Source organism: Limosilactobacillus oris, from assembly GCF_025311495.1.
Classification (GTDB): domain Bacteria; phylum Bacillota; class Bacilli; order Lactobacillales; family Lactobacillaceae; genus Limosilactobacillus; species Limosilactobacillus oris_A.
Map to the genome: position 1 here is coordinate 1,970,914 of NZ_CP104398.1, position 25,165 is coordinate 1,996,078.

The 25,165-nt window shown below is 52.2% G+C and carries 20 protein-coding genes; all 20 read left to right on the top strand.

What is annotated here, in order from left to right; translation table 11 throughout:
* Nucleotides 1-57 precede the first annotated feature (57 nt).
* The 20 genes from N4599_RS09750 (at nt 58) to N4599_RS09845 (ending at nt 25,165) form a co-directional block, all read left to right on the top strand.
* A complete protein-coding gene (locus tag N4599_RS09750) occupies nt 58-1,149 on the top strand; it encodes a helix-turn-helix domain-containing protein (protein ID WP_056984072.1) in 1,092 nt (363 codons plus the stop codon).
* An 18-nt stretch (nt 1,150-1,167) separates the two neighbouring features.
* Nucleotides 1,168-1,752: a CDP-diacylglycerol--glycerol-3-phosphate 3-phosphatidyltransferase gene (gene pgsA, locus N4599_RS09755; RefSeq protein ID WP_003714395.1), complete on the top strand. Its 585-nt coding sequence runs from the start codon at nt 1,168-1,170 to the stop codon at nt 1,750-1,752.
* Between the two features lie 169 nt (nt 1,753-1,921).
* On the top strand, nt 1,922-3,169 hold the full coding sequence (locus N4599_RS09760; protein WP_260899750.1) for a competence/damage-inducible protein A: 1,248 nt from the start codon (nt 1,922-1,924) through the stop codon (nt 3,167-3,169).
* 90 nt (nt 3,170-3,259) lie between these two features.
* Nucleotides 3,260-4,336, top strand: coding sequence for a recombinase RecA (recA, locus tag N4599_RS09765; RefSeq protein WP_003714432.1), 1,077 nt, complete (start codon nt 3,260-3,262; stop codon nt 4,334-4,336).
* Nucleotides 4,337-4,555: 219 nt separating this feature from the next.
* A complete protein-coding gene (gene rny, locus N4599_RS09770; RefSeq protein WP_419719959.1) occupies nt 4,556-6,079 on the top strand; it encodes a ribonuclease Y in 1,524 nt (507 codons plus the stop codon).
* Nucleotides 6,080-6,353: 274 nt separating this feature from the next.
* Nucleotides 6,354-8,981: a DNA mismatch repair protein MutS gene (gene mutS, locus N4599_RS09775; protein WP_419719960.1), complete on the top strand. Its 2,628-nt coding sequence runs from the start codon at nt 6,354-6,356 to the stop codon at nt 8,979-8,981.
* Nucleotides 8,982-8,994: 13 nt separating this feature from the next.
* Nucleotides 8,995-11,016: a DNA mismatch repair endonuclease MutL gene (gene mutL / locus N4599_RS09780; protein WP_260899791.1), complete on the top strand. Its 2,022-nt coding sequence runs from the start codon at nt 8,995-8,997 to the stop codon at nt 11,014-11,016.
* Between the two features lie 20 nt (nt 11,017-11,036).
* Nucleotides 11,037-11,630, top strand: a complete 594-nt coding sequence (gene ruvA, locus N4599_RS09785; RefSeq protein ID WP_191363774.1) for a Holliday junction branch migration protein RuvA — start codon at nt 11,037-11,039, stop codon at nt 11,628-11,630.
* Nucleotides 11,631-11,643: 13 nt separating this feature from the next.
* The gene (gene ruvB / locus N4599_RS09790) at nt 11,644-12,666 is read left to right on the top strand and encodes a Holliday junction branch migration DNA helicase RuvB (protein WP_003714415.1); all 1,023 of its coding nucleotides are present in this window, start codon (nt 11,644-11,646) and stop codon (nt 12,664-12,666) included.
* 1 nt (nt 12,667) lies between these two features.
* Complete coding sequence (locus N4599_RS09795; protein ID WP_191363775.1) at nt 12,668-13,756, top strand: tRNA-ribosyltransferase family protein; 1,089 nt, start codon at nt 12,668-12,670, stop codon at nt 13,754-13,756.
* A gap of 56 nt (nt 13,757-13,812) precedes the next feature.
* On the top strand, nt 13,813-14,256 hold the full coding sequence (yajC, locus tag N4599_RS09800) for a preprotein translocase subunit YajC (RefSeq protein ID WP_003714446.1): 444 nt from the start codon (nt 13,813-13,815) through the stop codon (nt 14,254-14,256).
* Between the two features lie 145 nt (nt 14,257-14,401).
* Complete coding sequence (gene gnd / locus N4599_RS09805) at nt 14,402-15,301, top strand: phosphogluconate dehydrogenase (NAD(+)-dependent, decarboxylating) (RefSeq protein ID WP_003714385.1); 900 nt, start codon at nt 14,402-14,404, stop codon at nt 15,299-15,301.
* A 330-nt stretch (nt 15,302-15,631) separates the two neighbouring features.
* Nucleotides 15,632-16,579, top strand: a complete 948-nt coding sequence (locus tag N4599_RS09810; protein WP_191363777.1) for a DHH family phosphoesterase — start codon at nt 15,632-15,634, stop codon at nt 16,577-16,579.
* Nucleotides 16,580-16,589: 10 nt separating this feature from the next.
* Entirely contained in the window at nt 16,590-17,963 is a 1,374-nt protein-coding gene (locus tag N4599_RS09815) for a DEAD/DEAH box helicase (RefSeq protein WP_260899890.1), read from the top strand.
* 256 nt (nt 17,964-18,219) lie between these two features.
* Nucleotides 18,220-20,880 (top strand): alanine--tRNA ligase, encoded by a 2,661-nt coding sequence (gene alaS / locus N4599_RS09820; RefSeq protein ID WP_260899900.1) that lies wholly within the window; start codon nt 18,220-18,222, stop codon nt 20,878-20,880.
* A gap of 193 nt (nt 20,881-21,073) precedes the next feature.
* Nucleotides 21,074-21,343, top strand: coding sequence for an IreB family regulatory phosphoprotein (locus N4599_RS09825; protein WP_003714378.1), 270 nt, complete (start codon nt 21,074-21,076; stop codon nt 21,341-21,343).
* On the top strand, nt 21,340-21,783 hold the full coding sequence (gene ruvX, locus N4599_RS09830; RefSeq protein ID WP_260899920.1) for a Holliday junction resolvase RuvX: 444 nt from the start codon (nt 21,340-21,342) through the stop codon (nt 21,781-21,783). Before N4599_RS09825 ends, ruvX begins: the two co-directional genes overlap by 4 nt.
* 4 nt (nt 21,784-21,787) lie before the next feature.
* Nucleotides 21,788-22,096, top strand: coding sequence for a DUF1292 domain-containing protein (locus N4599_RS09835; protein WP_003714426.1), 309 nt, complete (start codon nt 21,788-21,790; stop codon nt 22,094-22,096).
* A gap of 154 nt (nt 22,097-22,250) precedes the next feature.
* Entirely contained in the window at nt 22,251-22,778 is a 528-nt protein-coding gene (locus N4599_RS09840; RefSeq protein ID WP_260899936.1) for a CvpA family protein, read from the top strand.
* Nucleotides 22,779-22,792: 14 nt separating this feature from the next.
* Nucleotides 22,793-25,165 carry an endonuclease MutS2 gene (locus tag N4599_RS09845; RefSeq protein WP_260899949.1) on the top strand — a complete coding sequence of 791 codons (2,373 nt, stop codon included), beginning with the start codon at nt 22,793-22,795 and terminating at the stop codon, nt 25,163-25,165.

The following is a 25,165-nucleotide window of genomic DNA, read 5'->3' on the forward strand; positions in this document are numbered from 1 at the left end:
GGCGGCATGATATAATTATCCAGTGAGTAAAACTAAGAGATTAATGGAGATAAGATAATGAGTGAAAACGACAGCGAACAACAAATTCAAATTGGTAAAAAGCTGCGGGAGGCCCGGCAAGCGAAAGGCTACACATTAGACGACCTTCAACAAATCACGAAGATTCAGAAGCGGTACTTGATTGCAATTGAGGATGAAAAATTCGATGAATTGCCAGGTGATTTTTATGTCCGTGCCTTTATCAAGCAGTACGCCAATACGGTTGGCTTAGATGGTAAAGAACTGCTGCGGGAGTACGATGATGACCTGCCTGAAGCAAAGACGGCGGAATACTCTGACCATATTTCCCAAGCAGTGGAAACACGGGCTAGCCAGCGTAAGACCGTCAGCAATAGTGTTTCCAAAGCGCGCCAATATTTGCCAACGGTTATCATTGCCTGTGTAATCGTGGTTGTTTTGGCGGCAATCTGGATTACCGCGATTGCACGGAGCCATCGTGATTCTTCGACGCGGATTGACAATAGTTCCGTATCCGTTTCTGGTGAAAGCCGGAAAAAGGCATCGTCTGCTAAGAAGACCTCGACTAAAACCAGCACGGCAAAGCTGAAACTGACGGAGCAAAGTCGGACCGCAACTGCCGTTACCTATACCGCTGGCAAGCTAAATAAGGCTGTTAACCTGGATGTGCAGACAAGCGGCAGTTCGACGGTTCGGGCCGTGGCAAATAACACTGACACCCTCTTGAGCCGGACTTTGACCGCTAACGGGAAGAGCAGTGTCAAGGTTGCCAAGGGAACGACTTCCCTGGTGATCACCGTTACTAATCCGGCGGTTACGACCATTAAAATTGGTGGGCGGACCATTAACTTTACCAATAGCGGAAAGGCCCAAACGACGCGGACGATTACCATCAACTTTGGTAGCCAGACCGCCAGCTCTTCAAGCACTAATAATACGACCGTGAATAATGGTCAACGGACCACCACTAACAATACGACGACTGCGGTCAACCGGTCGGCAACAACCAACTCCACCACGACGGGAACGTCAAATGCCACGACTGCTAACCGTCAGCAGACGACTACGACCCCGACGACTGGTAATCAGGGAACTACTACTACCGGTGGCCAGCAAACCACCACACGTTAATCCAGGGAGGACGAGCTTTTGAATTTACCTAACAAACTAACCGTTGTACGATTAATAATTATTCCCTTCTTCCTGATTTTAATGGTGGTGCCCTTTGCCTGGGGTAGCGTGACCTTTTGGGGAGCGACGATTCCCGTGGCCCAGCTGATTGCCGCAATCCTGTTCATTGCGGCGACCATTACTGACAACTTAGATGGGCGGATCGCCCGGAAACATCACCTGGTGACGAACTTCGGTAAATTTACCGATCCCCTAGCAGATAAGCTGCTCGTAATGACTGCCTTTATCGTTTTGACTGGCAGTCAGGTAGTGCCTGCCTGGGTCACCACGATCATCATTTGGCGGGAACTTTCAGTAACCGGTCTGCGGTTGCTGTTGGTAGAACAGGATGGTACGGTTTTAGCTGCAAAGATGCCTGGAAAAATTAAGACGACGACGCAGTTTATCGCAATTATCTTCTTGCTGCTAAACAACGTTATTTTTGCCATCTGGAATATTCCGTTTGGTCAAATTATGTTGTACATCTGTCTGTTCTTCACCATTTACTCTGGAGTTGACTACTTCATCCAGGGCCGGGGTGTGTTCTCGGACGGCTTTAAGTAAACAAGGATAACGCAACGGCGTGCCATTGCTGCTCAGGCAGGGGATGCCGATGGGAGCGGGGACCGAACTAGGAAGGGCTAGTTCCGCCCCACTCCTTTTTTGCCTTTTTTAACAGTTTTCGTGCATTTACGGGTAAAGGCCGTGTTTAAATAATTAGGAGGATACTGACATGGATGCAGAAATTATTTCGGTAGGAACTGAATTAGTGTTGGGCCAGGTGACGAATACTAATGTTCCGTTATTAGCCCGGACGCTTTCAACGCTGGACATTAAATCCCCCCACCAGGTAACGGTGATGGACGACCAGGAGCAAATCGTTACTGCGATTGACAATGCCCGTCAGCGGGCGTCGCTGATCTTTGTCTGTGGTGGGCTTGGACCGACAACCGATGACGTTACGCTAAAGAGTACTGCTGCCGCTTTAGGGACGGGGCTAAAGACGGATGACCAGCACTGGGAGTGGATCAAGGGAACGTTTAAGGCGCGCCGGATTGAGATGCTCCCGGAGAATATTCAACAGGCTCGTTACCTTGCCGGTGGGACACCGCTCGCCAATCCGGTGGGGCTGGCATTGGGCAGCTGGTACGAGCAGGACGGCCTGGTGGTAGTCGTGCTTCCGGGGCCCCCAGCAGAGTTCCGGGCAATGCTGGAAGAAAGTGTTCAACCGCGTCTGGTGGAAAAGTATGGTACCGGGCGGCGGATTGCAAGTCGAACCTTGAATTTTTTGGGACGGCCCGAGTCGCAGTTAATGGATGAGATTGAGGCTGCAACTGAGCAGTTTCAGGATATGACGGTTACCTCCTACGTTCAGCCTAGCCAAATCCAGGTACGGATTAACGTCTATGACCTGCCGACAGCTCAGGCTAATGACCTGCTAGACCAGGTCACGGCAGCCATTTTGGCGGTCGAACGGCCATACTTCTTTGGGGTTGGCGACAAGTGTACGCTGGTAGCGGAGGTGGTTGAGCAGCTGCATGCGCGGCGGCAAACCATCACTGGGGCTGAGAGCCTCACCGGCGGCCTTTTTCAGAGTACGATTTGTTCGGTCCCTGGTGCCTCCAACGTCTTTAACGGTGGTTTTGTGACCTATGCGGCGGGTGCGAAGGAAAAATTACTGGGGATTGAACCGGAAGTAATTGCAGAACACGGGGTTGTGAGTTCCCAGACCGCGGCCCAGATGGCAGAAAAGAGCCGTGAACTCCTGGATGCTGACTTTGCGCTCTCCTTTACCGGAGTTGCGGGCCCTGATGACTTGGAGGGGCACCCGGCGGGAACCGTTTGGCTGGGACTTGCTCACCGCGGCCAGCCGACGAAAACTAAGGAGCTCCATTTAGCTGCCTACCTGGGGCGGCAGGCGGTTCGTAACCTGAGTGTCCAGTACGGCCTACAAATGGTTTTCCAGGCACTACAAGGCTAAGCGAACCGCTGTTCGCATTTTTCTTGTGTTTTCTGATGAAAACTGGTATCGTTAATTGGCAGAGATGAGTCCGATAAAGGAGGAAGTAATTTGGCAGACCAGCGTAAAGCAGCTTTAGATAAAGCACTTCAAAAGATTGAAAAGAACTTTGGTAAGGGTTCGATCATGCGCATGGGGGATGCTGCCGACATGAAGATTGCGACGGTTTCCAGCGGTTCGCTGGCAATCGACAAGGCACTTGGTGTTGGCGGTTATCCACGGGGCCGGATAGTAGAAATCTACGGTCCTGAAAGTTCGGGGAAGACGACTGTCGCCCTCCATGCCGTGGCAGAAGTTCAACGGCAAGGGGGCACGGTAGCGTACATCGATGCCGAAAACGCCTTAGACCCGCAGTATGCGGAAGCCCTTGGGGTTGATGTCGACAACCTGCTCTTATCCCAGCCAGACACCGGTGAAGAGGGACTGGCGATTGCAGATGCCTTAATTGCCACCAGTGCAATTGACCTGGTCGTGATTGATTCCGTAGCCGCCCTGGTTCCCCAAGCCGAAATTGATGGTGACATGGGTGACCACCACGTCGGTTTGCAGGCGCGGTTGATGTCCCAAGCCTTGCGGAAACTTTCTGGTGAAATCAACAAGACGAAGACAATTGCGATTTTCATCAATCAAATCCGTGAAAAGGTCGGGGTTATGTTTGGAAATCCCGAAACGACTACTGGGGGCCGGGCCCTTAAATTTTACTCCACCATCCGGATGGAAATCCGCCGGGCGGAACAGATTAAGAACGGAACCGACGTCATCGGTAATAAGGCGAAGGTTAAAATCGTTAAGAATAAGGTAGCGCCTCCGTTCAAGCGGTGTGAAGTTGATATCATGTATGGTGAAGGAATCTCGAAGACTGGTGAACTGTTGGATATGGCGGTAGACCAGGACCTGGTGAAGAAGAGCGGTGCATGGTACTCATACGGCAACGAACGAATTGGTCAGGGCCGGGAAAACGCCAAACAGTGGCTTGCTGATCACCCAGACAGCATGATGGAACTGATGAATAAGGTTCGGGTTGCTAATGGCATGAAGCCGCTGGAAGAGAGCAAGAAGGCCGCCGATGATGGTGACGCTCCGGCTGCTGGTCAGCAGGAGACCATCGAAGAGGCCAGCAAGAACTAACTAATACTGTTAACTAAGGGAGCACAAATGTTTGTGACTCCCTTTTTTGCTGAGGAGGCGACAAAATAATAATAGTTGACACCTTCCTTGACCAAGATTAAAATTTAATTTGTGTGATGCTTTGTAAGCGTGACACGGTGAAAATTATTAACCAACCAACAACAAAATAGTTGAAGCGGGGGTGAAATTGTGCAGTTATTTATTTTCGCCGCGCTTGCTATGGTTGTCGGTCTTGTTATTGGCTATGCTATTCGTAAAGCAACTTACGAAAAACAGTTAGCAGCGGCGCAGCAGACCGCTGCGGGAATTATTGCGACCGCTAAGAGTGAAGCGGAAACGGCGAAAAAAGAAGCGATTCTGGAGGCTAAGGAAGAAAGTCACCGCTACCGTGAAAATGTTGAAGATGAGCTAAAACAACGCCGGAGTGAGGTTCAGCGGCAGGAGGATCGTCTTCTGCAGCGTGAAACCAGCCTTGATCACAAGGATTCCGCATTAGAACGACGTGAATCAGCGGTCGGCAAGCGTGAACACAAACTGGATCAGGAAACTGAGAAACTTCACCAAAAGCAGCAGGCAGCAGCCGCATTAGTTGACCAGCGTCAGGCCGAATTGGAAAAGGTCGCGCAGATGTCACACGAGGATGCCAAGAGCCTGCTTCTGGCAGAAATGAAGGAACAGCTCAAGACAGAGCGGGAAGTAATGATCCGTGATAGTGAGCAAGAAGCCGAAGTGACCGCGGATCGTAATGCAAAGAAATTGATCGTGGAAGCAATCCAGCGGAGTGCCGCCGATGTAGTTTCCGAAACGACGGTCTCAGTTGTTAACCTGCCGAATGATGATATGAAGGGCCGAATTATCGGGCGCGAGGGTCGGAATATTCGGACCTTGGAAACCCTGACCGGGATTGACCTGATTATTGATGATACGCCGGAAGCGGTCGTCTTGAGCGGCTTTGATCCCGTACGGCGGGAGATTGCTAAGATTGCCTTGGAAAAGCTAATTCAGGATGGCCGGATTCATCCGGCCCGGATTGAAGAGGCAGTCGACAAGGCCCGCAAGGAAATGGACAGTCAGCTCCGGGAGACCGGTGAACAGGCGCTCTTTGACCTTGGTATTCATTCAATGCACCCCGACCTGATTAAGACGGTCGGCCGGATGAAGTACCGGACCAGTTACGGACAAAACGTCCTTAACCACTCAATCGAGGTGGCTAAACTAGCCGGTATTATGGCGGGTGAATTAGGTGAAGACGTGGCCCTGGCTAAACGGGCCGGACTCCTTCACGATATCGGAAAGGCAGTTGACCATGAGGTCGATGGTTCCCACGTTGAATTAGGAGTTGAACTGACGCAGAAGTATAAGGAAAATAAGGTTGTGATTAACACAATCGCTTCTCACCACGGCGATGTGCCGGCAACGTCGGTCATTGCTATCCTGGTACAGGCAGCGGATGCCATTTCTGGTGCCCGTCCCGGTGCCCGGAGTGAGTCCTTAGAGCAGTACATTCAGCGGCTAAAGAAACTAGAAGGTATAGCTAATAATTACGATGGTGTCGACCATAGTTTTGCCATTCAGGCTGGTCGTGAATTACGAGTAATTGTCAAGCCAAAGAAGATTTCTGACATGGAAGCAACGACTTTGGCTCATGATATTAAACAACAAATTGAGAAACAGTTAGAATATCCAGGCCACATTAAGGTAACGGTTATTCGTGAAGTACGGGCGGTTGACTATGCAAAATAGTTAGCCAATCAGCCAGCGTTATCAAGCAAGAGGTTGGGACTCAGCTCAACCTCTTTGCTATTTTAAAGTTAATAGTGCAATCCGCAGGAGGCAGGCTGCGCATCGACGGAGGTGGGATTACGAACTAGGCCAATAGTTATGTCCCCCTCTCTTGTTTTTTAAATCCCCGGTGCCCTGCTTGCACTGACGAGACACAAAAAATATAATTGTCATATGTAAATTACGCAGAGTTTTTAATGAGGTGAACTTTTTGGCAAAGAAACAAACACCAATGATGGAACAGTATCAGAAGGTCAAGGACCAGTATCCAGATGCTTTCCTGTTTTATCGCCTTGGTGACTTTTATGAACTTTTTAACGAAGATGCGGTGAAGGGGGCGCAGTTGTTAGAGCTAACCCTGACGACCCGGAATCACAGTGCCAAAAATCCAATTCCAATGTGTGGGGTTCCCCACCGGGCCGTTGAAAGCTATGTTGACATGTTGATTGACAAGGGCTACAAGGTAGCAATTTGTGAACAGATGGAGGATCCAAAGAAGGCTAAGGGAATGGTCAAACGGGCCGTAACCCGGTTGATTACTCCAGGAACCCAGATGGACCTCAATGGCGATCAAGCGCGGCAGAACAACTATTTGGCGGCAATTAGCCAGGCGGGCAATCAGTTTAACCTGGCCTACACCGACTTGTCGACGGGGGAACTGAAAGCGACCAGCTTAGGCAGCGTCGAGGGGGTCATTAACGAACTGATCAACCTCCAAAGTAAGGAAGTTGTCGGGGAGGGGGACTTGCCCGCCCGCCTCAAAGCTGCCTTGGACAGCCGGCACATCCTGCTTTCCCAGCAGACGGAAATTCTCAAGCGGTCGGAGATCAGCTACCTGACCCAGGACCTGACAGCTGCCGGTCAGCGGCACGTGGTAGGCCTCCTGGTTTCCTACCTGCTGACGACGCAAAAACGTTCTCTTGCCCATATGCAAGGGGCGATTGCTTACCAACCTAGTTCGTTTATGAAGATTGATCATTATTCCAAGACGAATCTCGAACTGATGACCAACCTCCGGAGCGGGAAGCGTCAGGGAACCCTATCCTGGCTGTTGGACGAGACCAAAACGGCGATGGGCAGCCGGCTCTTAAAACGCTGGCTGGACAGGCCGCTGATTGATCCGGCGGCAATTAAGGAACGCCAGGATAAAGTGGCCGAGCTGCTTGACCACTACTTCGAACGGAGCAACCTTCAGGAAGAATTGATTAAGGTTTATGACCTGGAACGCCTAGCTGGCCGGGTCGCGTACGGGAGTGTCAATGGCCGGGACCTGATTCAGCTAAAGACGTCTTTGGAGCAGGTCCCCAAGATTAAGTATGTCCTCGAAACCCTCGACTCCCCCGTTTTTACAGACCTTACTAGCCGCTTAGACCCCTTGACGGATATTGCCGATCTGATTGACCGAGCCATCGTGGAAGAACCGCCGATTGCGGTCACGGATGGTGGGGTAATTAAGGATGGCTACAATGACCAGTTAGACCAGTACCGGGATGCCATGAACAACGGCAAGCAGTGGATTGCTGACCTTCAAGAGCAGGAGCGGCAGGTAACTGGTATCAATAACTTGAAGATTGGTTATAACCATGTTTTTGGCTATTTTATCGAAGTTACCAAGGTCAACCTGGATAAGATTCCGCGGGACCGGTACGAACGAAAGCAAACCTTGGTTAATGCGGAGCGCTTTTCTACGCCGGAGTTAAAGGAAAAGGAAGCCCTAATCCTCGGCGCCCAAGAGAAGTCAGTGGCCCTTGAATATGACCTCTTCGTGAAGATTCGTGAGCAGGTCAAGGAACAGATTCAGCGGTTGCAAAAATTGGCCCAGGCCCTGTCCGAACTGGATGTTTTACAGAGCTTTGCCGTGGTCAGTGAAGACTACCACTTCGTCCGGCCGATAATGAACAGTGGTCACCAGTTACAGATTAAGGACGGGCGCCACCCAGTAGTAGAAAAGTTTATGGGCCACCAGGAATACGTTCCAAACGACGTCCAGATGGGGGACGACACGGATATTCTGCTGATTACGGGACCTAATATGTCCGGGAAGAGTACCTATATGCGGCAGTTAGCACTGACGGCGGTAATGGCCCAGATGGGGTGCTTTGTTCCGGCAAGCCGGGCTGAGCTGCCGATTTTTGACCAAATCTTTACCCGGATTGGGGCGGCAGACGACCTGATTTCCGGCGAAAGTACGTTTATGGTGGAGATGATGGAGGCTAACAATGCCCTGAGTCACGCCACGGACCGGAGCCTGATCCTCTTTGATGAGATTGGCCGTGGGACTGCTACTTACGATGGGATGGCCCTGGCCCAGGCAATAATTGAGTATGTCCACCAGCACGTTCGCGCCAAGACCCTCTTCTCCACCCACTACCATGAACTAACCAGCCTGGAAGAGACCCTTCCCCGCTTAAAGAATGTTCACGTGGGGGCAACGGAGAAGAACGGTGAGCTGGTCTTCCTCCACAAGGTCAGTGCGGGGCCAGCGGATAAGTCGTACGGAATCCACGTTGCCAAGCTGGCTGGCATGCCCGCGCCACTTCTGAAGCGTGCCGACCAGATCCTGCAGAAATTGGAGAATAAGGAAGCCGAGCTGGCTAAGAAGGGGGCAGCAGGCCCGACCAGCCAACCGACTCCGCAACAGCCTGCGGCCCAGCTAACCGACCGGGTCCAGGAAGCACCCGCAGCAGCTCCGCTAGTTGAACAGAACGGCCAAATGGAATTGTTTAACCCCCAGCCGGCCGCCAAGAAGCTGGATAAAAAAGAGGAACGGGTGCTTAACCAGCTGAAGGAGCTTAACCTGATGGGAATGACGCCGATGGAGGTAATGAACCAGCTATATGACTGGCAGCAAAAACTAAAGTGAGGTGTGAAGGCGAATGGGGCAGATTCATGAATTAAATGATATTTTAGCTGATCAAATCGCTGCCGGGGAAGTAATTGAACGGCCAGCCTCAATTGTGAAGGAACTGGTGGAAAATTCCCTGGACGCTCAGAGCAAACGGGTTGACATCATCGTGGAAAATGCAGGCCTTGATAGCATCAGGGTGATTGATGACGGTCAGGGAATTGCTGCTGATGACGTGGAATTAGCTTTTAAGCGCCATGCCACGAGTAAGATCAATAGCCGCCAAGACCTTTTTCGGGTCCAGACGATGGGCTTTCGTGGGGAGGCGCTGCCCAGCATTGCTTCGGTTGCAGACGTCGAACTAACGACGGCCATCGCGGACGCAACCGCTGGCCGGACTGTCCATCTCCGGGGTGGCAAACTGGTTACCAACCAACCAGCACCGGCCCGGCGGGGAACTGACGTCCGGGTGACGGAACTCTTCTTCAACACGCCGGCCCGCTTGAAGTACCTCAAATCTCCCCAGACGGAACTGGCTCGAATTACTGATATTATCAACCGGCTGGCCCTCGCTAACCCCCAGGTGGCTTTTAGCTTTACCCATAATGGGAAGGAAATCTTTCGGTCGGCGGGGAACGATAACCTCCAGCAGGTAATCGCAACGATTTACGGAATTCAAGCGGGGCGGAAGATGCTGGCTGTCCAGGGGACCGATAATGATTTTCGGGTAACCGGCTTTGTTTCCCTGCCGGAGTTAACCCGGGCGTCCCGCCAGTACATTACGATAATGATCAACCACCGCTACGTCCGTAATTATGCCCTGACTAAGGCGATTATCCAGGGCTACGAGTCAAAGCTGATGGTGGGGCGCTACCCGGTGGCCGTCATTAACATTGACTTGGATCCGGTCCTGGTGGACGTCAATGTCCATCCGGCAAAACGGGAGGTCCGTCTGAGCAAGGAGGACCAGCTAGCTAAGCTGATTGCGCAAACCATTCGCCAGCGGATTGCCCAGGAAAACTTAATTCCTGACGTGGATGCGGACCGGTTTACCCCCCAGCCAGATCCGGACCTAGTTGACGACCTTAACCGGCGCCTGAACGAAGCGGCGGCTTCCTACGGAGTTGACCAAGCTGACACGGCAGGAGCGTCCAGCGCAGCCGTGACGTCTCCTCTACCAACGAGCACGGCAAAGGCCGGGGCGGATACGGTCGACAGCCAAATCCCGTCCCCAGTGATTATCCACCAGAGCAGTGAACTAAATTCTGCCCGGATGAAGGAGTTTGATGCTCGTTACCAAGACGAAAGCCTGCCGGCACTGTTTAATGATTCAGGAAGGCCAGCCGCTGATAGTCAGCCAACCGCGCCAGTCCAGACGGAAAACCTCGAACTGGATGTTCATGACAAGAGCGACCAGGAGACGGGACGCTTTCCAGACCTGCAATATATCGGCCAGCTCCAGGGGACCTTTTTATTAGCCCAGGCTAGTGATGGCTTATATATCGTTGACCAGCATGCCGCCCAGGAGCGGATCAACTATGAGCGCTACCGGCAGGAAATCGGTCAGGTCAGTGCTGACCAGCAGACGTTCCTGGTTCCGCTAGTGTTGAACTATTCGACGGTTGACGCCTTGACCATCAGCAATCATGCTGACGTTTTAGCAAGCGTTGGCCTGCACCTGGAACACTTTGGGCAAAATAGTTTCTTGCTACGGTCACACCCGACCTGGTTTAAAGAGGGGCAAGAAGAGGATACCGTCCGGGAAATGATTGATTGGATCATTAAGGACGGCAAGCTGACCGTCCAGCAATTTCGGATGAAGACGGCCATCATGATGAGCTGCAAACGGGCGATTAAGGCTAACCACCACCTGGACGAGCGGGAGGCCCGGGCACTGTTGCACCGGCTTCCCCAGTGTGAGAACCCGTTTAACTGTCCTCACGGTCGTCCCGTAACGGTTCATTTTAACGACCGCGACCTCGAAAAGATGTTTAAACGGATCCAGGAAGCTCATGTTCCGTATGCTGACGATTTCGACGACCATGATTTTTAGTGATAAAGGAGTTTTCTGACGTGTATGAATATTTAACGGGAACCATTAGCATTGTTGCCCCCCAGTACATCGTGGTAGATGTTCAGGGAGTTGGTTACAAATTATTGGTGGCCAACCCCTACCGCTTCCATGAGGATTCAGCCAAGGCCGTCCGGGTGTTTGTCTACCAGGCTGTTCGAGACAATGACATTTCCCTGTTTGGCTTCAGTGACCAGGCGGAAAAACGGTTGTTTATGCAGCTGATCAACGTTTCGGGAATTGGCCCGAAGAGTGCTTTGGCAATTCTGGCCAACCCTGACCACCAGGGACTGGTGGATGCAATTGCTAACAATAACATTGGCTACCTGACGAAGTTTCCGGGAATCGGTAAAAAGACGGCCTCACAGATTGTGTTGGATTTGAAAGATAAGCTGGCGGCCGCTACTGCTGGCAGCCTGTTTGACCAGCAGCCGATCAGTGGAGCAGCTAACCCGGCACTGGCGGATGCCTTAGCGGCCCTCAAGGCGCTGGGCTACAAGGAGCGGGAGGTCAAAAAGATCGGTAAGCAGCTGGGTGGGGAGCAACAATCGACCGACGAGTACTTGCGGCAAGCACTGCGCCTGCTAAACCAATGAGGGGAGGATCATCGTGAACGAGAAGCAAAACGACGTGCTATCTGACCAGTCTCAAGATGAAGCGGAGGAGCAGATTGAACTCACCCTCCGTCCCCAGAATCTTCAGGACTATATCGGTCAAGCACAGCTCAAAAATAAGCTGCGGGTGTACATCAAGGCAGCCAAGGAACGGGAAGAAGCCTTGGACCACGTCTTGCTGTACGGTCCACCGGGCCTGGGGAAGACGACGTTGGCGATGGTCATTGCCCATGAAATGGCTGTGAACATCAAGACGACCAGCGGTCCGGCAATTGAAAAACCAGGCGACCTCGTGGCTCTGCTAAACGAACTCCAGCCTGGAGATGTTCTCTTCATTGACGAAATTCACCGCCTGCCCAAGGTCGTGGAGGAAATGCTCTACTCGGCAATGGAGGATTACTACATCGACATTGTGGTCGGGGAAGGGCCAACCGCCCACCCTGTTCACTTCCCCTTGCCGCCCTTTACCTTGATTGGAGCAACGACCCGGGCCGGAATGCTGTCGGCGCCGTTGCGGGACCGGTTTGGAATTGTTGAGCACATGAACTACTACAACCAGGACGAGCTGAAACAAATTATTTTTCGATCGGCGCGGATCTTTGATACCCAAATTGAGGAGCAGGGGGCACATGAACTGGCCCTGCGTTCCCGGGGAACGCCCCGGATTGCTAACCGGTTGCTCAAACGGGTGCGGGACTTTGCCCAGGTTGCTCACCGGCAGGCGATTGATGCCGCTATCGTCAAACAGGCCCTCGATCTCCTCCAGGTAGATAGCCGCGGCCTTGATGAAATCGACCGGAAAATGTTGTTGACGATGATTAATTTCTACCAGGGCGGGCCGGTCGGTCTGAAAACAATTGCTGCCAATATTGGTGAAGAAACCAATACGATTGAAGAAATGTACGAACCCTACCTGATTCAGATTGGCTACATTAGTCGAACTCCCCGTGGACGGGTGGTCACGCCAGCAGCCTATGACCACCTGGGAATTAATTATCCAACGGATGAGGGAAAATAATATGGAGAGCAAACTTAAATTTAACGTCCAGGCAGAGAGCGGCAATGCCCGTACTGGCCACTTGCAGTTAGGATCCCGGACGGCCACCACCCCTATGCTGGTTCAAACCGGAATGGTGTCCGCAATTCTCACCAGCGGTGAATTGACAGCACTTGGGACGCAGGCCATCAAGCAGTCAGCCTTAGAATATTGGCTCAGGGCCCAGGGGCAACCAGAGCGACTCGGGTTTGCCGATATTCATGAGCACTTGCGCTGGCCGGGAATCGTTGTCGGGGCATCTGGAGCAGACCAGGCTTACCGCTGGGCCAAACCCCGTGGCCGTAAGAAAACAGGGGTTAGTTTTCACGAGCCAGCGACGGGGCAGCAAAAAATGTATACACCCCAGTTAGCCCAGCAATGGCAACGGCTGCTGGGCTGTGATCTGCTGGTTGGCTTTGCCCGCTGGGATGATTACTATGCCCCCGTCGACGATTTGCAAGCAACTGCCCAGCAGACGGCCGAATGGCTCGGAATGGACAAGCAGTTATTGAATACGCTGGCGCCGGTAGTTGGGGGCGGCCTGAAACGGGTCCGCCAGGCCAGTGTTGCCGCGGCTCAGGTAACTCACCCTTGTGGCTATGCCCTCTTAGGGATTGATGGGGCCGTCAAATTGGCGGAACAACGGCGGGTAATCGGTGAAATCGTTGCGATGCTCCCTACGGAGGGGCTGCGCTACTTACCTGCCTGTGGGGCGTTAGAGCAGGTACTGATAGCAATTGCACAGGGAATGGACATTGTTGATAGCGACTGTGCGGCGACGACCGCGCTCCATGGCACTGCCTACCTGGGGACAAAACGATTGCACCTGACCCAAGAACACTTGGCAGGTGACTCCCGGACACTGGTGCCAGGCTGTCAGTGCCCGACTTGCCAGGCGGGTTATTCCCGGGCATACCTGCACCAGCTCCTCCAAGAGCAGTCACCAGTGGGGGTCCGATTGTTGACAGCCCACAACCTGTATGTGCTTAACCAGTTGGTTGACCGCTTCCGCCAAGCTATCGCGGCTGGGCGGCTGGCAGAATTGATGGCCGACCTAGCAATTGACTACTAACGGTGGTTTTTTTATAAAAAGTTTGGTAAAGTTAAAAGAGAGATTTGGCGAAAGGAATGGATAATATCGTGAATAGTTTTGTAACTTTAGCTGCTGCTAATACCGGTGGTTACTCCAGCATCATCCTGATTGTTTTGATGATTGCTTTGATGTACTTCTTTATGATTCGGCCACAACAGAAGCAACGTAAGCAGCACCAGGAAATGATGAATGAGCTTCACAAGGGCGACGAGGTGGTTACCATCGGTCGTCTTCACGGTAAGATTGACGAGGTCAACAAGGAAAACCAGACCGTAACTCTTGACTGTGAAGGAATCTATTTAACCTTTGATATGGTAGCAATTGCCCGGGTCCTCAAGCGGGCTGGTGAAGCTGAACAGCCTGCTCAACAAGCGGCTGAAACCCAGGCCAGTGCTGGCAAAGATGACGCTGCTGAAACAGAGACTACTGATGACGCTGCGGATGCTAAGTCTGCTGACGACGACCAGGAGTCAAAATAATAATTGACTAATTTATGAAAACATGCGAAACTCTTAACTGGTAATTAGTTAAGGGCTTTTTTATTAGCAAAAAGGTCCCGTTATTTAGCTTTTCGCCTGCTAACTAAACTTAGCAGGCTGACCTACGACAGGAGGAACTTTTGAGATGCAAATTGGATTGATTGGTCTGGGAAAGATGGGGATTCACCTTGCCCAAAACATGCTGCGTAACGGTAACGATGTTGTTGCTTTCGATTTGAACCAAGATGCCGTTAAGGAAGCCGGTTCATACGGTGCCGAAACTGCTTTTTCCTTGGATGAAATGATCGAAAAGCTGGACACTCCACGGACTGTGTGGGTAATGGTTCCTGCAGGAAAGCCAACCGACGCTACAATGGCTCAGTTGGCGGAAAAGCTTTCTGCCGACGACATTGTGATCGATGGTGGTAACACTTACTGGAAGGATTCACTGAAGCACAACCGTTTGCTGACCGAAAAGGGAATTCACTTCTTTGACTGTGGTTCTTCTGGTGGTTGGCGTGGTGCCCTTGAAGGCGGTAACTTCATGATCGGTGGCGACGACAAGGAAGCCTTTGAACGGATTCGTCCACTCTTTGAAGGAATTGCCCAAAAGGATGGCTACCTTTACACTGGTAAGGCCGGTTCCGGTCACTACCTCAAGATGGTTCACAATGGGGTCGAATACGGGATGATGGAAGCCATTGGTGAAGGCTTTGAAATCCTGGAAGCATCAGACTTTGATTACGATAACGCCGCTGTTGCTAAGCTGTGGAACCACGGTTCTGTTATCCGGTCCTGGCTGATGGAACTGGCGCAGGATGCCTTTGAAAAGGATCCACACTTAGACCAAATCCAAGGTCGGATGCACAGTAGTGGTGAAGCACACTGGACGATTGCTGATGCGATGGACCACAACGTGCCAACGCCAGTTATCTACGAAGCATTATGTGCGCGTTTCAAGTCCATGCAAGAGGATACCTTTGACGGGAAGGTCGTTGCGGCATTACGGAATGGTTTCGGTGGCCACGCTGTCGACAAGAAGTAATTAATTTAGTTCAGGGGCTGTGACATAAAGTCCTATTACTTTAATAAAAAGCGAATAGCGCGGTACGCAAATGGGCTTCAGAGTTCGGCTTTGCCAATCTCTGAAGCCCTATTTGTGTTCGCGGGGGCTTGAAAACGAAGTCGTAAACGACTTCTGTCTCGCTCCCTTGCTATTTTAAAGCTAATAATGCCTCAAGGCAGCAACTGGCTGGCAGTTCGAACGCTGACTTGCCTGACCACGCCCATTCTGTTACGTTTTTGATAGAATCAGGGCGCAAATCCTGTTATACTTAATTCTTAGACAATTATGGAGTGCGAAGGAGTAATTATTATGTCGGACCAGTTAAGTCAGATTCTAGAACAAATCAAAAAGTACAATAAAATTATCATTCACCGGCACCAGCGGCCGGACCCGGATGCCATCGGCTCCCAGGTGGGGCTCGGCGAAATCTTGAAGGCCTCCTTCCCTTACAAGCAGGTTTACCTGGTAGGAAAGCATATTCCAGGTTTTGACTGGATTGGAACGATGGATGACATTGACGGCGAAACCTTTAATGATGCCCTGGTGATTGTCACCGACACGGCCAACGCTCCCCGGATCGATGACCGGCGGTTTAATAATGGTGACGAGTTGATCAAAATTGACCACCACCCGAATGATGAGCCCTTCGGCGACCTGATGTGGGTCGAACCAGACGCGTCAAGCTGTTCAGAAATGATCTACGATTTTTACCAGCATTTTAGCGACCAGCTGACCCTGCCTAAGAAGGCCGCCCACGCCCTTTATGCGGGAATTATCGGTGATACCGGCCGCTTCTTGTACCCAGCAACGACTCCCCGGACGATGCTAGTTGCGGGTGCGCTGATGGCTGCCGGAGCAAATGCGGCCGAGATTAGCCGGCGGGAAGATGAGATTACCCTGCCGGTGGCCCGTCTATCGGCCTACGTTTACGAGCACCTGACAATTTTAGATCACGGTGCCGCCTACGTCGTGTTAACGAATGACCTCCTCGAGAAGTTCGGCCTGACTGAAGCAGGGACCTCGGCGGTGGTTTCGCTGCCGGGACGGATTAAGGACGTCCGTGCCTGGGCCATCTTTGTTGAGCAGGCGGACGGCCACTACCGGATTCGTTTGCGTTCTAAGGGCCCGGTAATCAATGAGCTAGCGAAGAAGCACGATGGTGGTGGCCACCCGCTGGCTAGTGGTGCTAAGGCCAAGGACGAAGCAGAGATCAGGCAGGTCATTGCCGAGCTGGACCAGTTAACGAGCAATGAATAAGGAGGCGCCCATGACGAGCAAAACTTTTAACGATTTTAAGCTCAAACCATATTTGGTAAAAGCCGTAACGGCGATTAACTTTCACGAACCGACCGCAGTGCAGGAGAGAGTCATCCCAGACATTCTTGCAGGAAAGAGCGTGGTTGGGCAGTCAGCGACCGGGAGCGGGAAAACCCATGCCTTCTTGCTCCCGCTCTTTTTCCGGATCGACCCGGCTGTTCAGGAAGTTCAGGCAGTCATCACGACGCCAAGCCGGGAGTTAGCCTACCAAATTTACAATGCTGCCAAGCAGTTAAACCAGTTTGCTGACCAACCGTTGACCATCCATAATTACGTTGGAGGCACGGATAAGCAGCACCAGATTGCCCAGTTGGAGCGTAAGCAACCCCAGTTAGTGATTGGAACGCCGGGACGGGTATTGGACCTGATTAAGTCTCAGCACCTGGACGTGCACACCGCCACGATGTTCGTGGTCGATGAAGCGGATATGACCCTTGATATGGGATTCTTGGAACAGGTCGACCAGATTGCGGGACGCTTCCCAGAAAACTTACAGATGATGGTCTTTTCTGCTACCATTCCGGAGAAGCTCCGGCCGTTTCTGAAAAAGTATATGGCGAACCCGGTAATTGAGGAAATTCCAACGGCAACGGTCATTAATCCAGACGTAGAGAACTGGCTGCTATCGACCAAGGGCCATGACCGCAACCAGCTGATTTACCAGCTGCTCACGATGGGGGAACCATACCTGGCCCTCGTCTTTGCCAACACAAAGGAGCGGGCAGAAGAACTGACCCGCTACCTTAGCGAGCAGGGGTTAAAGGTAGCACTGATTCACGGGGGGCTGGAACCCCGGAGGCGGAAACGGGTGATGCGCCAGATCCGTAATTTAGACTACCAGTATGTGGTGGCAACTGACTTGGCGGCCCGGGGAATTGATATTGACGGGGTTTCTTTGGTAATCAATGATGACTTGCCGACTGACCTGGAATACTTCGTTCACCGGGTGGGGCGGACTGGCCGTAACCAGATGACTGGCACGGCAATCACCCTCTACGAGCCGGCCGAAGATGAGTTGATTGCTAAGTTGGAAGACCGGGGAATCAAGTTTGTGCCAAAGGAAGTCAAAAACGGCCGCTTGGTAACTACCCATGACCGGAACCGGCGGAAAATGTTTCGGCGGCGGCAAGAGGAACTTGACCCGTCAATGAAGGGCTACGTCAAGAAAGCCAAGCGGAAGGTCAAACCGGGCTATAAGAAGCGAATCAAGCGGGCAATCAAGGATGATGAGCAGCAAAAGCGGCGTCTTGAACTGCGTCATAAAATCCGAAAGGCCAAGCGGCAGCGACAACGGCAACATCGGCGTGAACGGGCCGGCCGTTGATTTTTGCGCGGGGGTCCGCTATAATATGGTTCGTTTGGGATATGTCCGTTGATTCGTCATTGACAGAAACAACCGGGTCGCTGTGACGGTTGAGTGACGGTTAGCGGGTGCTCCCCATCCAAAAAAACTGGATAAAACTCCCGTGAGGGAAATAAAGAGGTAAACGAATTCCATCGTTGCAAGCAAAGTGGTACCGCGTCAATCGGCGTCTTTGTTAGCAGGGATGGTTTTTGTTTTTTGAAAGGAAGAGAGTAGCGTGAAAAAGCTGAAACAGTTGGACAGTGCGCAGGTACGGCGGATGTACCTGGACTTTTTCCAACAGCACGGTCATAAGGTAATGCCAAGCCAGTCCTTAGTCCCAGTCAATGATCCGACCTTGTTATGGATTAATTCTGGGGTGGCAACGATGAAGAAGTACTTTGACGGGAAGGTCGTCCCGGATAACCCGCGGATGACTTCCTCCCAGAAGAGTATTCGGACCAACGATATTGAAAACGTGGGGAAGACGGCGCGCCACCACACGATGTTTGAAATGCTCGGCAACTTCTCCGTTGGGGACTACTTTAAAAATGAGGTCATCCCGTGGGCCTGGGAACTGTTGACGAGTGACGACTGGTTCGGCTTTGACCCAGCCCGTCTCTACATCACCTACTACCCGAAAGACCATGATGCCTACAATAAATGGCGGGAAGTCGGGGTTGCCGAAGACCACTTGATTGCCGATGAGGACAACTTCTGGGATATTGGTCAGGGGCCTTCTGGTCCGGATACCGAAGTTTTCTACGACCGGGGGCAGGAATTCAATAACCTGGCAGAAGATGACCCTGAAAGCTACCCGGGCGGCGAAAATGAACGCTACCTGGAAATCTGGAACATCGTCTTCAGCCAGTTTAACCACACGCCAGAAAATACTTACGAGCCGCTCCCCCACAAGAACATTGATACGGGGATGGGCTTGGAACGGGTCGTTTCCATCTTTGAGAATGCACCAACAAACTTTGAAACCGACCTCTTCATGCCAATTATCAAGCAGGTCGCGGCCCTGTCTGCTGGCAAACAGTACGGGGCTGATAAGGCCGACGACGTTCAGTTTAAGATTATTGCCGACCACATCCGGACGATTACCTTTGCCATTGGTGATGGTGCCCTCCCATCGAACATGGGACGGGGCTATGTCATCCGGCGGCTGCTTCGGCGGGCCGTGGTAGCCGGCAAGAAGCTCGGCATTGACGAACCGTTCCTGGCACAACTGGTTCCCACCGTTGGCAAAATTATGGAAGACTACTACCCAGAAGTTTTGCAAAACGCTGATTACATTGCTTCCGTTATTAAGTCGGAAGAGGACCGTTTCAGTGCGACCCTGAATGGTGGATTAAACCTGTTAAACAGCGTGATTGCTGATGCCAAGCAAAACTGCAGTAACCAAATCGATGGCCGGACGGCGTTCAAGCTCTACGATACCTACGGCTTCCCAATCGAATTGACGAAGGAATATGCAGCTGATGAGGGCTTGACGGTTGACCAAAAGGGCTTTGAAGCTGCGATGACTGAGCAGCAAAACCGGGCCCGGAACGCGCGTGACATGGACAACGGAATGGGCGTGCAAACCGACCTCTGGACCGACTTCAAGGAAGATAGCAAGTACGTCGGCTATACCGATTTGACGGTCGACGGTGCCAAGGTAATTGGCCTGGCCCACGATGGTCAGCAGGCCGATAGCGCAGCACCAAGCGACCAGAACATCGAAGTGATCTTTGATACCACACCATTCTACGCTGAAATGGGGGGCCAAGTAGCCGATACTGGTGACATTATCGATAATTACGGTGAAAAGGTTGGCCGGGTCGTTGACGTCCAGCACGCGCCAAACCAGCAGAACCTGCACCGGGTAGAATTGACCAGCCCAATCAAGAAGGGGGCCCGCTACAAGCTGGTAGTTGACCGGGCTCGGCACCTGAAGATTGAAAAGAACCATACCGCGACCCACCTGCTGGATCAAGCGTTGCGGAACGTCTTGGGTGGGCACACCCAACAGGCCGGCTCCCTGGTCGAGGCCCACTACCTCCGCTTTGACTTTAACCACTTTGGCCAGGTTACTGCTAAGGACTTAGCTACGGTTGAAGCAATGGTCAATGAGCAGATCTTTAAGGAAATTCCGGTAACCACGGTGGAAACGGACATTGATTCGGCCAAAGAAATGGGCGCGATTGCCCTCTTCTCCGACAAGTACGGCGACAAGGTCCGGGTTGTTAAGATTGGCGACTACAACACCGAATTCTGTGGCGGTGACCACGTTAAGAACACCAACGAACTGGGCCTCTTCAAGATTGTTTCCGAAGGGGGCGTCGGTGCCGGCGTCCGGCGGATCGAAGCGGTGACCTCCAGCGATGCCTATAACTTCCTGCAAAAGCGCAATGCCATGTTGGAAGAAGTCGCGGGGGACCTGAAAGCAGCCCAGATCAAAGAGGTGCCGCACCAGGTTGTTAACCTGCAAGAGGAATTAAAGCAGGCCAACAAGCAGGTCGAGGCATTGCAGGCTAAGATTGCGGCCCAGCAGGCGAACAACGTCTTTGATGATGTTCAAGAGACGAAGAAGGGCAAGCTGATTGCGGCCGAGGTCAAGGTTGCTGGGATGGGCCAACTGCGGCAACTGGCTGATAGCTGGCGTGCCAAGGGCTTGTCCGATGTCCTTGTCTTGGGGACGGCCAACGATGGCAAGGCTAACCTCCTCGTGGCAGTCAGTGACGAAAAGGTCAAGGCGGGCTTAAAGGCTGGTGACCTGATTAAGGCAATCGCTTCCGCCATCAAGGGTGGCGGCGGCGGCCGGCCAAACCTTGCCCAGGCTGGTGGAAAAGATCCTGCCGGTATTCCTGCCGCCCTCAAGCTGGCAAAGGAATACCTGGACAACGAAAATTAATTTAGCAGTTAGACGGGCAGCTCTAACCCTGGCAATCAGCGGGGCGGGCTGCTCGTTTTGCAGTTAAATGAAGATTAGCGTTGTTCGCTGAAGGAACCGGCTTTTTTAATTGCCAATCAGCCGGGATAATTGTGATTTTACAACGAGTATAGTAAAATATTGGGTTAAAGAGACTATCTGGAGGTGACGATTGATGACTGCTAATAATGATAAGACGATGTTCTTTGATTTTGGTCAGGAACGCCAAGAAGATATTAAAGAAACGCTCAAAACGGTTTATGAATCATTGGAGGAAAAGGGCTACAACCCAATTAACCAAATCGTGGGTTACCTGCTGTCTGGAGATCCAGCTTACATTCCGCGGCTTAACGACGCCCGGAACCTGATTCGTGCTCATGAGCGGGATGAAATTATTGAAGAGCTGGTCCGCTCGTACCTAAAGAATAATGGTGAGACCAAATGAGGCTATTGGGCTTAGACGTTGGCTCCAAGACCGTGGGCATCGCCATGAGTGACCCGCTCGGTTGGACAGCCCAGGCGGTCGAGATTATTCCGATTGATGAAGATGAAGAGGTCTTTGGCTTGGACCGGGTCGCCGAACTTGTCGACAAGGAACAGGTGGCGGGCTTCGTCCTGGGCTTGCCCAAAAACATGAATAATACGGAAGGCCCCCGGGTGGCAGCTTCTAAACACTATGGTGAGCTGCTCCAGGAACGGTTTCCCCAGATTCCAATCGACTTTCAAGATGAGCGCCTCACGACTGTTGAAGCGCACCGGATGCTGGTGGAAGAGGCGGATATTTCACGGGCCAAGCAGAAAAAAGTCATTGATGAGGTTGCTGCAACCTTTATCCTGCAAAGCTACCTTGATCGTCATGGCCGGTTAGTGCAAAAACTAAAATAAGGGAATGGTTAAAGTGACTAAACAACAAAATAACGATGAAAATATGATCACACTGATTGATGAAGATGGCAATGAACAGCTGTTTAAGGAACTGTTTACTTTTGACTCAGATGATTATGGGAAGTCATACATTTTTATTTACCCCGCTGAACAGGAAAACGATGAATCAGTTGACATCCAGGCCTACATTGTCACTGATAACCAGGAAGGCGACGGGCAGGACCTCGTTCCCATCGAGGACGATAAAGAATGGGACATGGTTGAACAGGTTCTGAACACCTTCTTGGATGATGATGGCAACTTCAAGGGTTAATCAGGAAACGGCGATTGTCCAGGCCCGGTGAACCGAGGCTGGAACAACTGAAATAACAATTGCCAAAATGAATTGGGGTCTAGTATACAATCAGTGGATTGGGTGCTAGGCCCTATTAGCGTAGTAGTAATTTTCAGGTAAAGGATGGCAGAGAATGGTTTTAACCACAGTTATTATTTTAATTCTAGTCGGTTGTTTTCTTAACGGCCGGCGCCGGGGGCTATTGATGATGGTCCTCTATTCCGCGACGTACCTCGTGAGCTGGCTGGTAGCCAAATTGGCGGCTCCGGTGGTTGGCAGATGGTTGGGCAACCTGCTGCCAAATGTCTCAAACGGCTCGTCGTACTCTGGGCAGCTGTTAGCGACGGTTGATCTAGACTACTTTTTTAGTAACGGGATTGCCTTCATGCTGATTTTCGCCATTGTAGCATTCTTATGCCACTGGCTAGTCCGCCAACTAAACTGGGTTCGGCGACTGCCCGTGATTGGAACGCTCGACAGGCTGGCCGGCGGACTCCTATCGTTACTGATTGGTTACGTGATTATCTTTGTGATCCTGGTAGTGACCCAGCTGTGGCCGGCAGAATGGTGGCAAATGCAACTCGCCAACTCTGGCTTAGCCCGGCTAATCATTGATCAAACGCCATTGCTCGCCCAGCTGGTTTTACAAACGATTGAATAAGGGGAAGTAGGAGAATGAACCATAAAATAATCGAGACACTTGAATTTGAACAAATCAAAGGCCGGGTCGCCCAGCACCTTGTTTCGGCTGCTGGCAAGCGGGAATTGGCGGCCTTAATGCCGGCAACGGACTACCAGACGGTGGATACCTGGTTGACAGAAACAACTGATGGGGCTGACATCCTCCGCTTAGAGGGGGGCCTGCCCCTGCCTAAGCTGGCCGATATTAAGCCCCAGATGAAACGCTTGAAGATTGGCGCCAACTTAAATGGGACTGAACTGGCCCAGGTGACCAAGGTCCTGCAAGCGAGCCTAAGCGTCCAGAACTTCTTTGAACAGATGCGGGAGAAGAAGATCAAACTTCGGGTCCTTGAGCAGACGGTGGACCGGCTGGTAACGATTCCGTCGGTGACGACCCGGCTAGTCCGTTCGGTGGATCCCGACGGGCGGATTAACGATGAAGCCTCGGCGAAGTTACACGGGATTCGGCAGTTGATTAGTAAGACCGAAAATGAAATTCGCCAGCAGATGGCCCAGTACACCCAGGGGAAGAGTGCCAAATACCTCAGCGAACCGATCGTGACGGTCAGAAACGACCGCTTTGTGATCCCAGTGCTGGCCCGGTACCGGAATAAGTTTGGCGGGGTCGTTCATGACCAGAGCGCTAGCGGCCAGACCCTGTATATTGAACCGGGTGCGGTGATGGAAGACAATAACCACTTACGCCAGGCCCAAATTGAGGAGAAGCAGGAGGTCCTGCGGGTATTGGCCGAACTGTCAGCCCTGATTTCACCATACCGGCACGACATCCTAAATAACGAGCAGATTTTGGGACACCTGGACTTCATTAACGCGAAGGCAGTCTATGCCCACGAACTCAAGGCTAGTCTGCCGCTCCTGTCTGCGGATAACCAGGTGAACCTGCGCAAAGCCTGGCACCCCCTGATTGCACGTGACCAGGCGGTTGCCAATGATATTAAACTTGGTGGGGACTACCAAGCGGTAATCATTACTGGTCCAAATACAGGTGGGAAGACGATTACCCTGAAAACGCTTGGAATTATCCAACTAATGGGTCAGGCGGGTCTGTTTATCCCCGCGCAGGAGAGCAGCACGATCGGGGTTTTCGATAACGTCTTTGCTGACATCGGTGATGAGCAATCGCTTGAGCAAAACCTCAGTACCTTTTCCGGGCACATGGATAACGTGAAGACGATTCTTGACCAGTTGACTGCTAACAGCCTGGTTCTGCTGGATGAATTGGGGGCCGGGACAGACCCGAAAGAAGGGGCTGCCTTGGCCATGGCAATTCTGGATGAAATCGGGCAGCGGGGGAGCTTGGTAATGATTACTACCCACTATCCGGAGCTAAAGGTGTATGGTTACGACCGTGCCAAAACCATTAACGCCAGTATGGAGTTTGACCAGGCGACCCTGCAGCCGACCTACCGGTTGCTGTTGGGGATTCCCGGACGGTCAAACGGTTTGGAGATTGCCAAGCGTCTCGGGATTGGCTCGGCAATCATCAGCGAGGCCCAGTCGCTGGTCAGTGATGATAGTCAGGACTTGAACGCAATGATTGGCGACCTGGTAGAACAACGGAAGCAGGCGCGGGAAGAAAGCGAGCGGCTGGCAAAGCTGGTTGCCCAAAATCAGGCTGACCAGGAAGAACTTAACCAAAAGTTAGACCGCTTTAATGAGCAGCGCGACCAGTTGCTGGAACGGGCCCGGTCGCAGGCGAACCACCAGGTGGCGCAGGCCAAGCGGAAGGCTGACCGGATCATCCACCACCTGCGCCAGTTGGAAATCCAACAGGGAGCCGGAGTCAAGGAGAACCAGCTGATGGATGCCCAGGGGGCGTTGAACGCCCTCCACCAGGATAACCCGCGGCTCCAGCATAACAGCGTCCTGAAGCGGGCCAAGGAGAAACATGATTTGCATAAGGGGGATGCGGTCCTGGTGAAATCTTACGGCCAGCACGGCGAACTGCTTAGCCGGCGGGGAAACCATAAGTGGGAAGTCCAAATTGGCATTCTCAAAATGGAAATCGATGAACGGGACTTAGAAAAGGTCTCCAAGCGGGACCTGCCAAAAGAAAAGCAGCAGCGGACGGGGCACCGGGCGGTGAAGACCACGCAGACTCGGAAGACCTCTGCCCGGTTGGACCTGCGCGGGCACCGCTACGAAGAGGCGATGGGCGAGTTGAGCAACTTCATTGATCATGCCCTGCTGAACAACCTGGGGACCGTGACGATTATTCACGGTAAGGGAACCGGAGCATTGCGGAAAGGAACCCAGCAGTACCTGCAGAGTAATCCGCGGGTCAAGTCCTTCTCGTATGCGGCCCCGAATGCTGGTGGCGACGGAGCGACAATCGTTAACTTATAA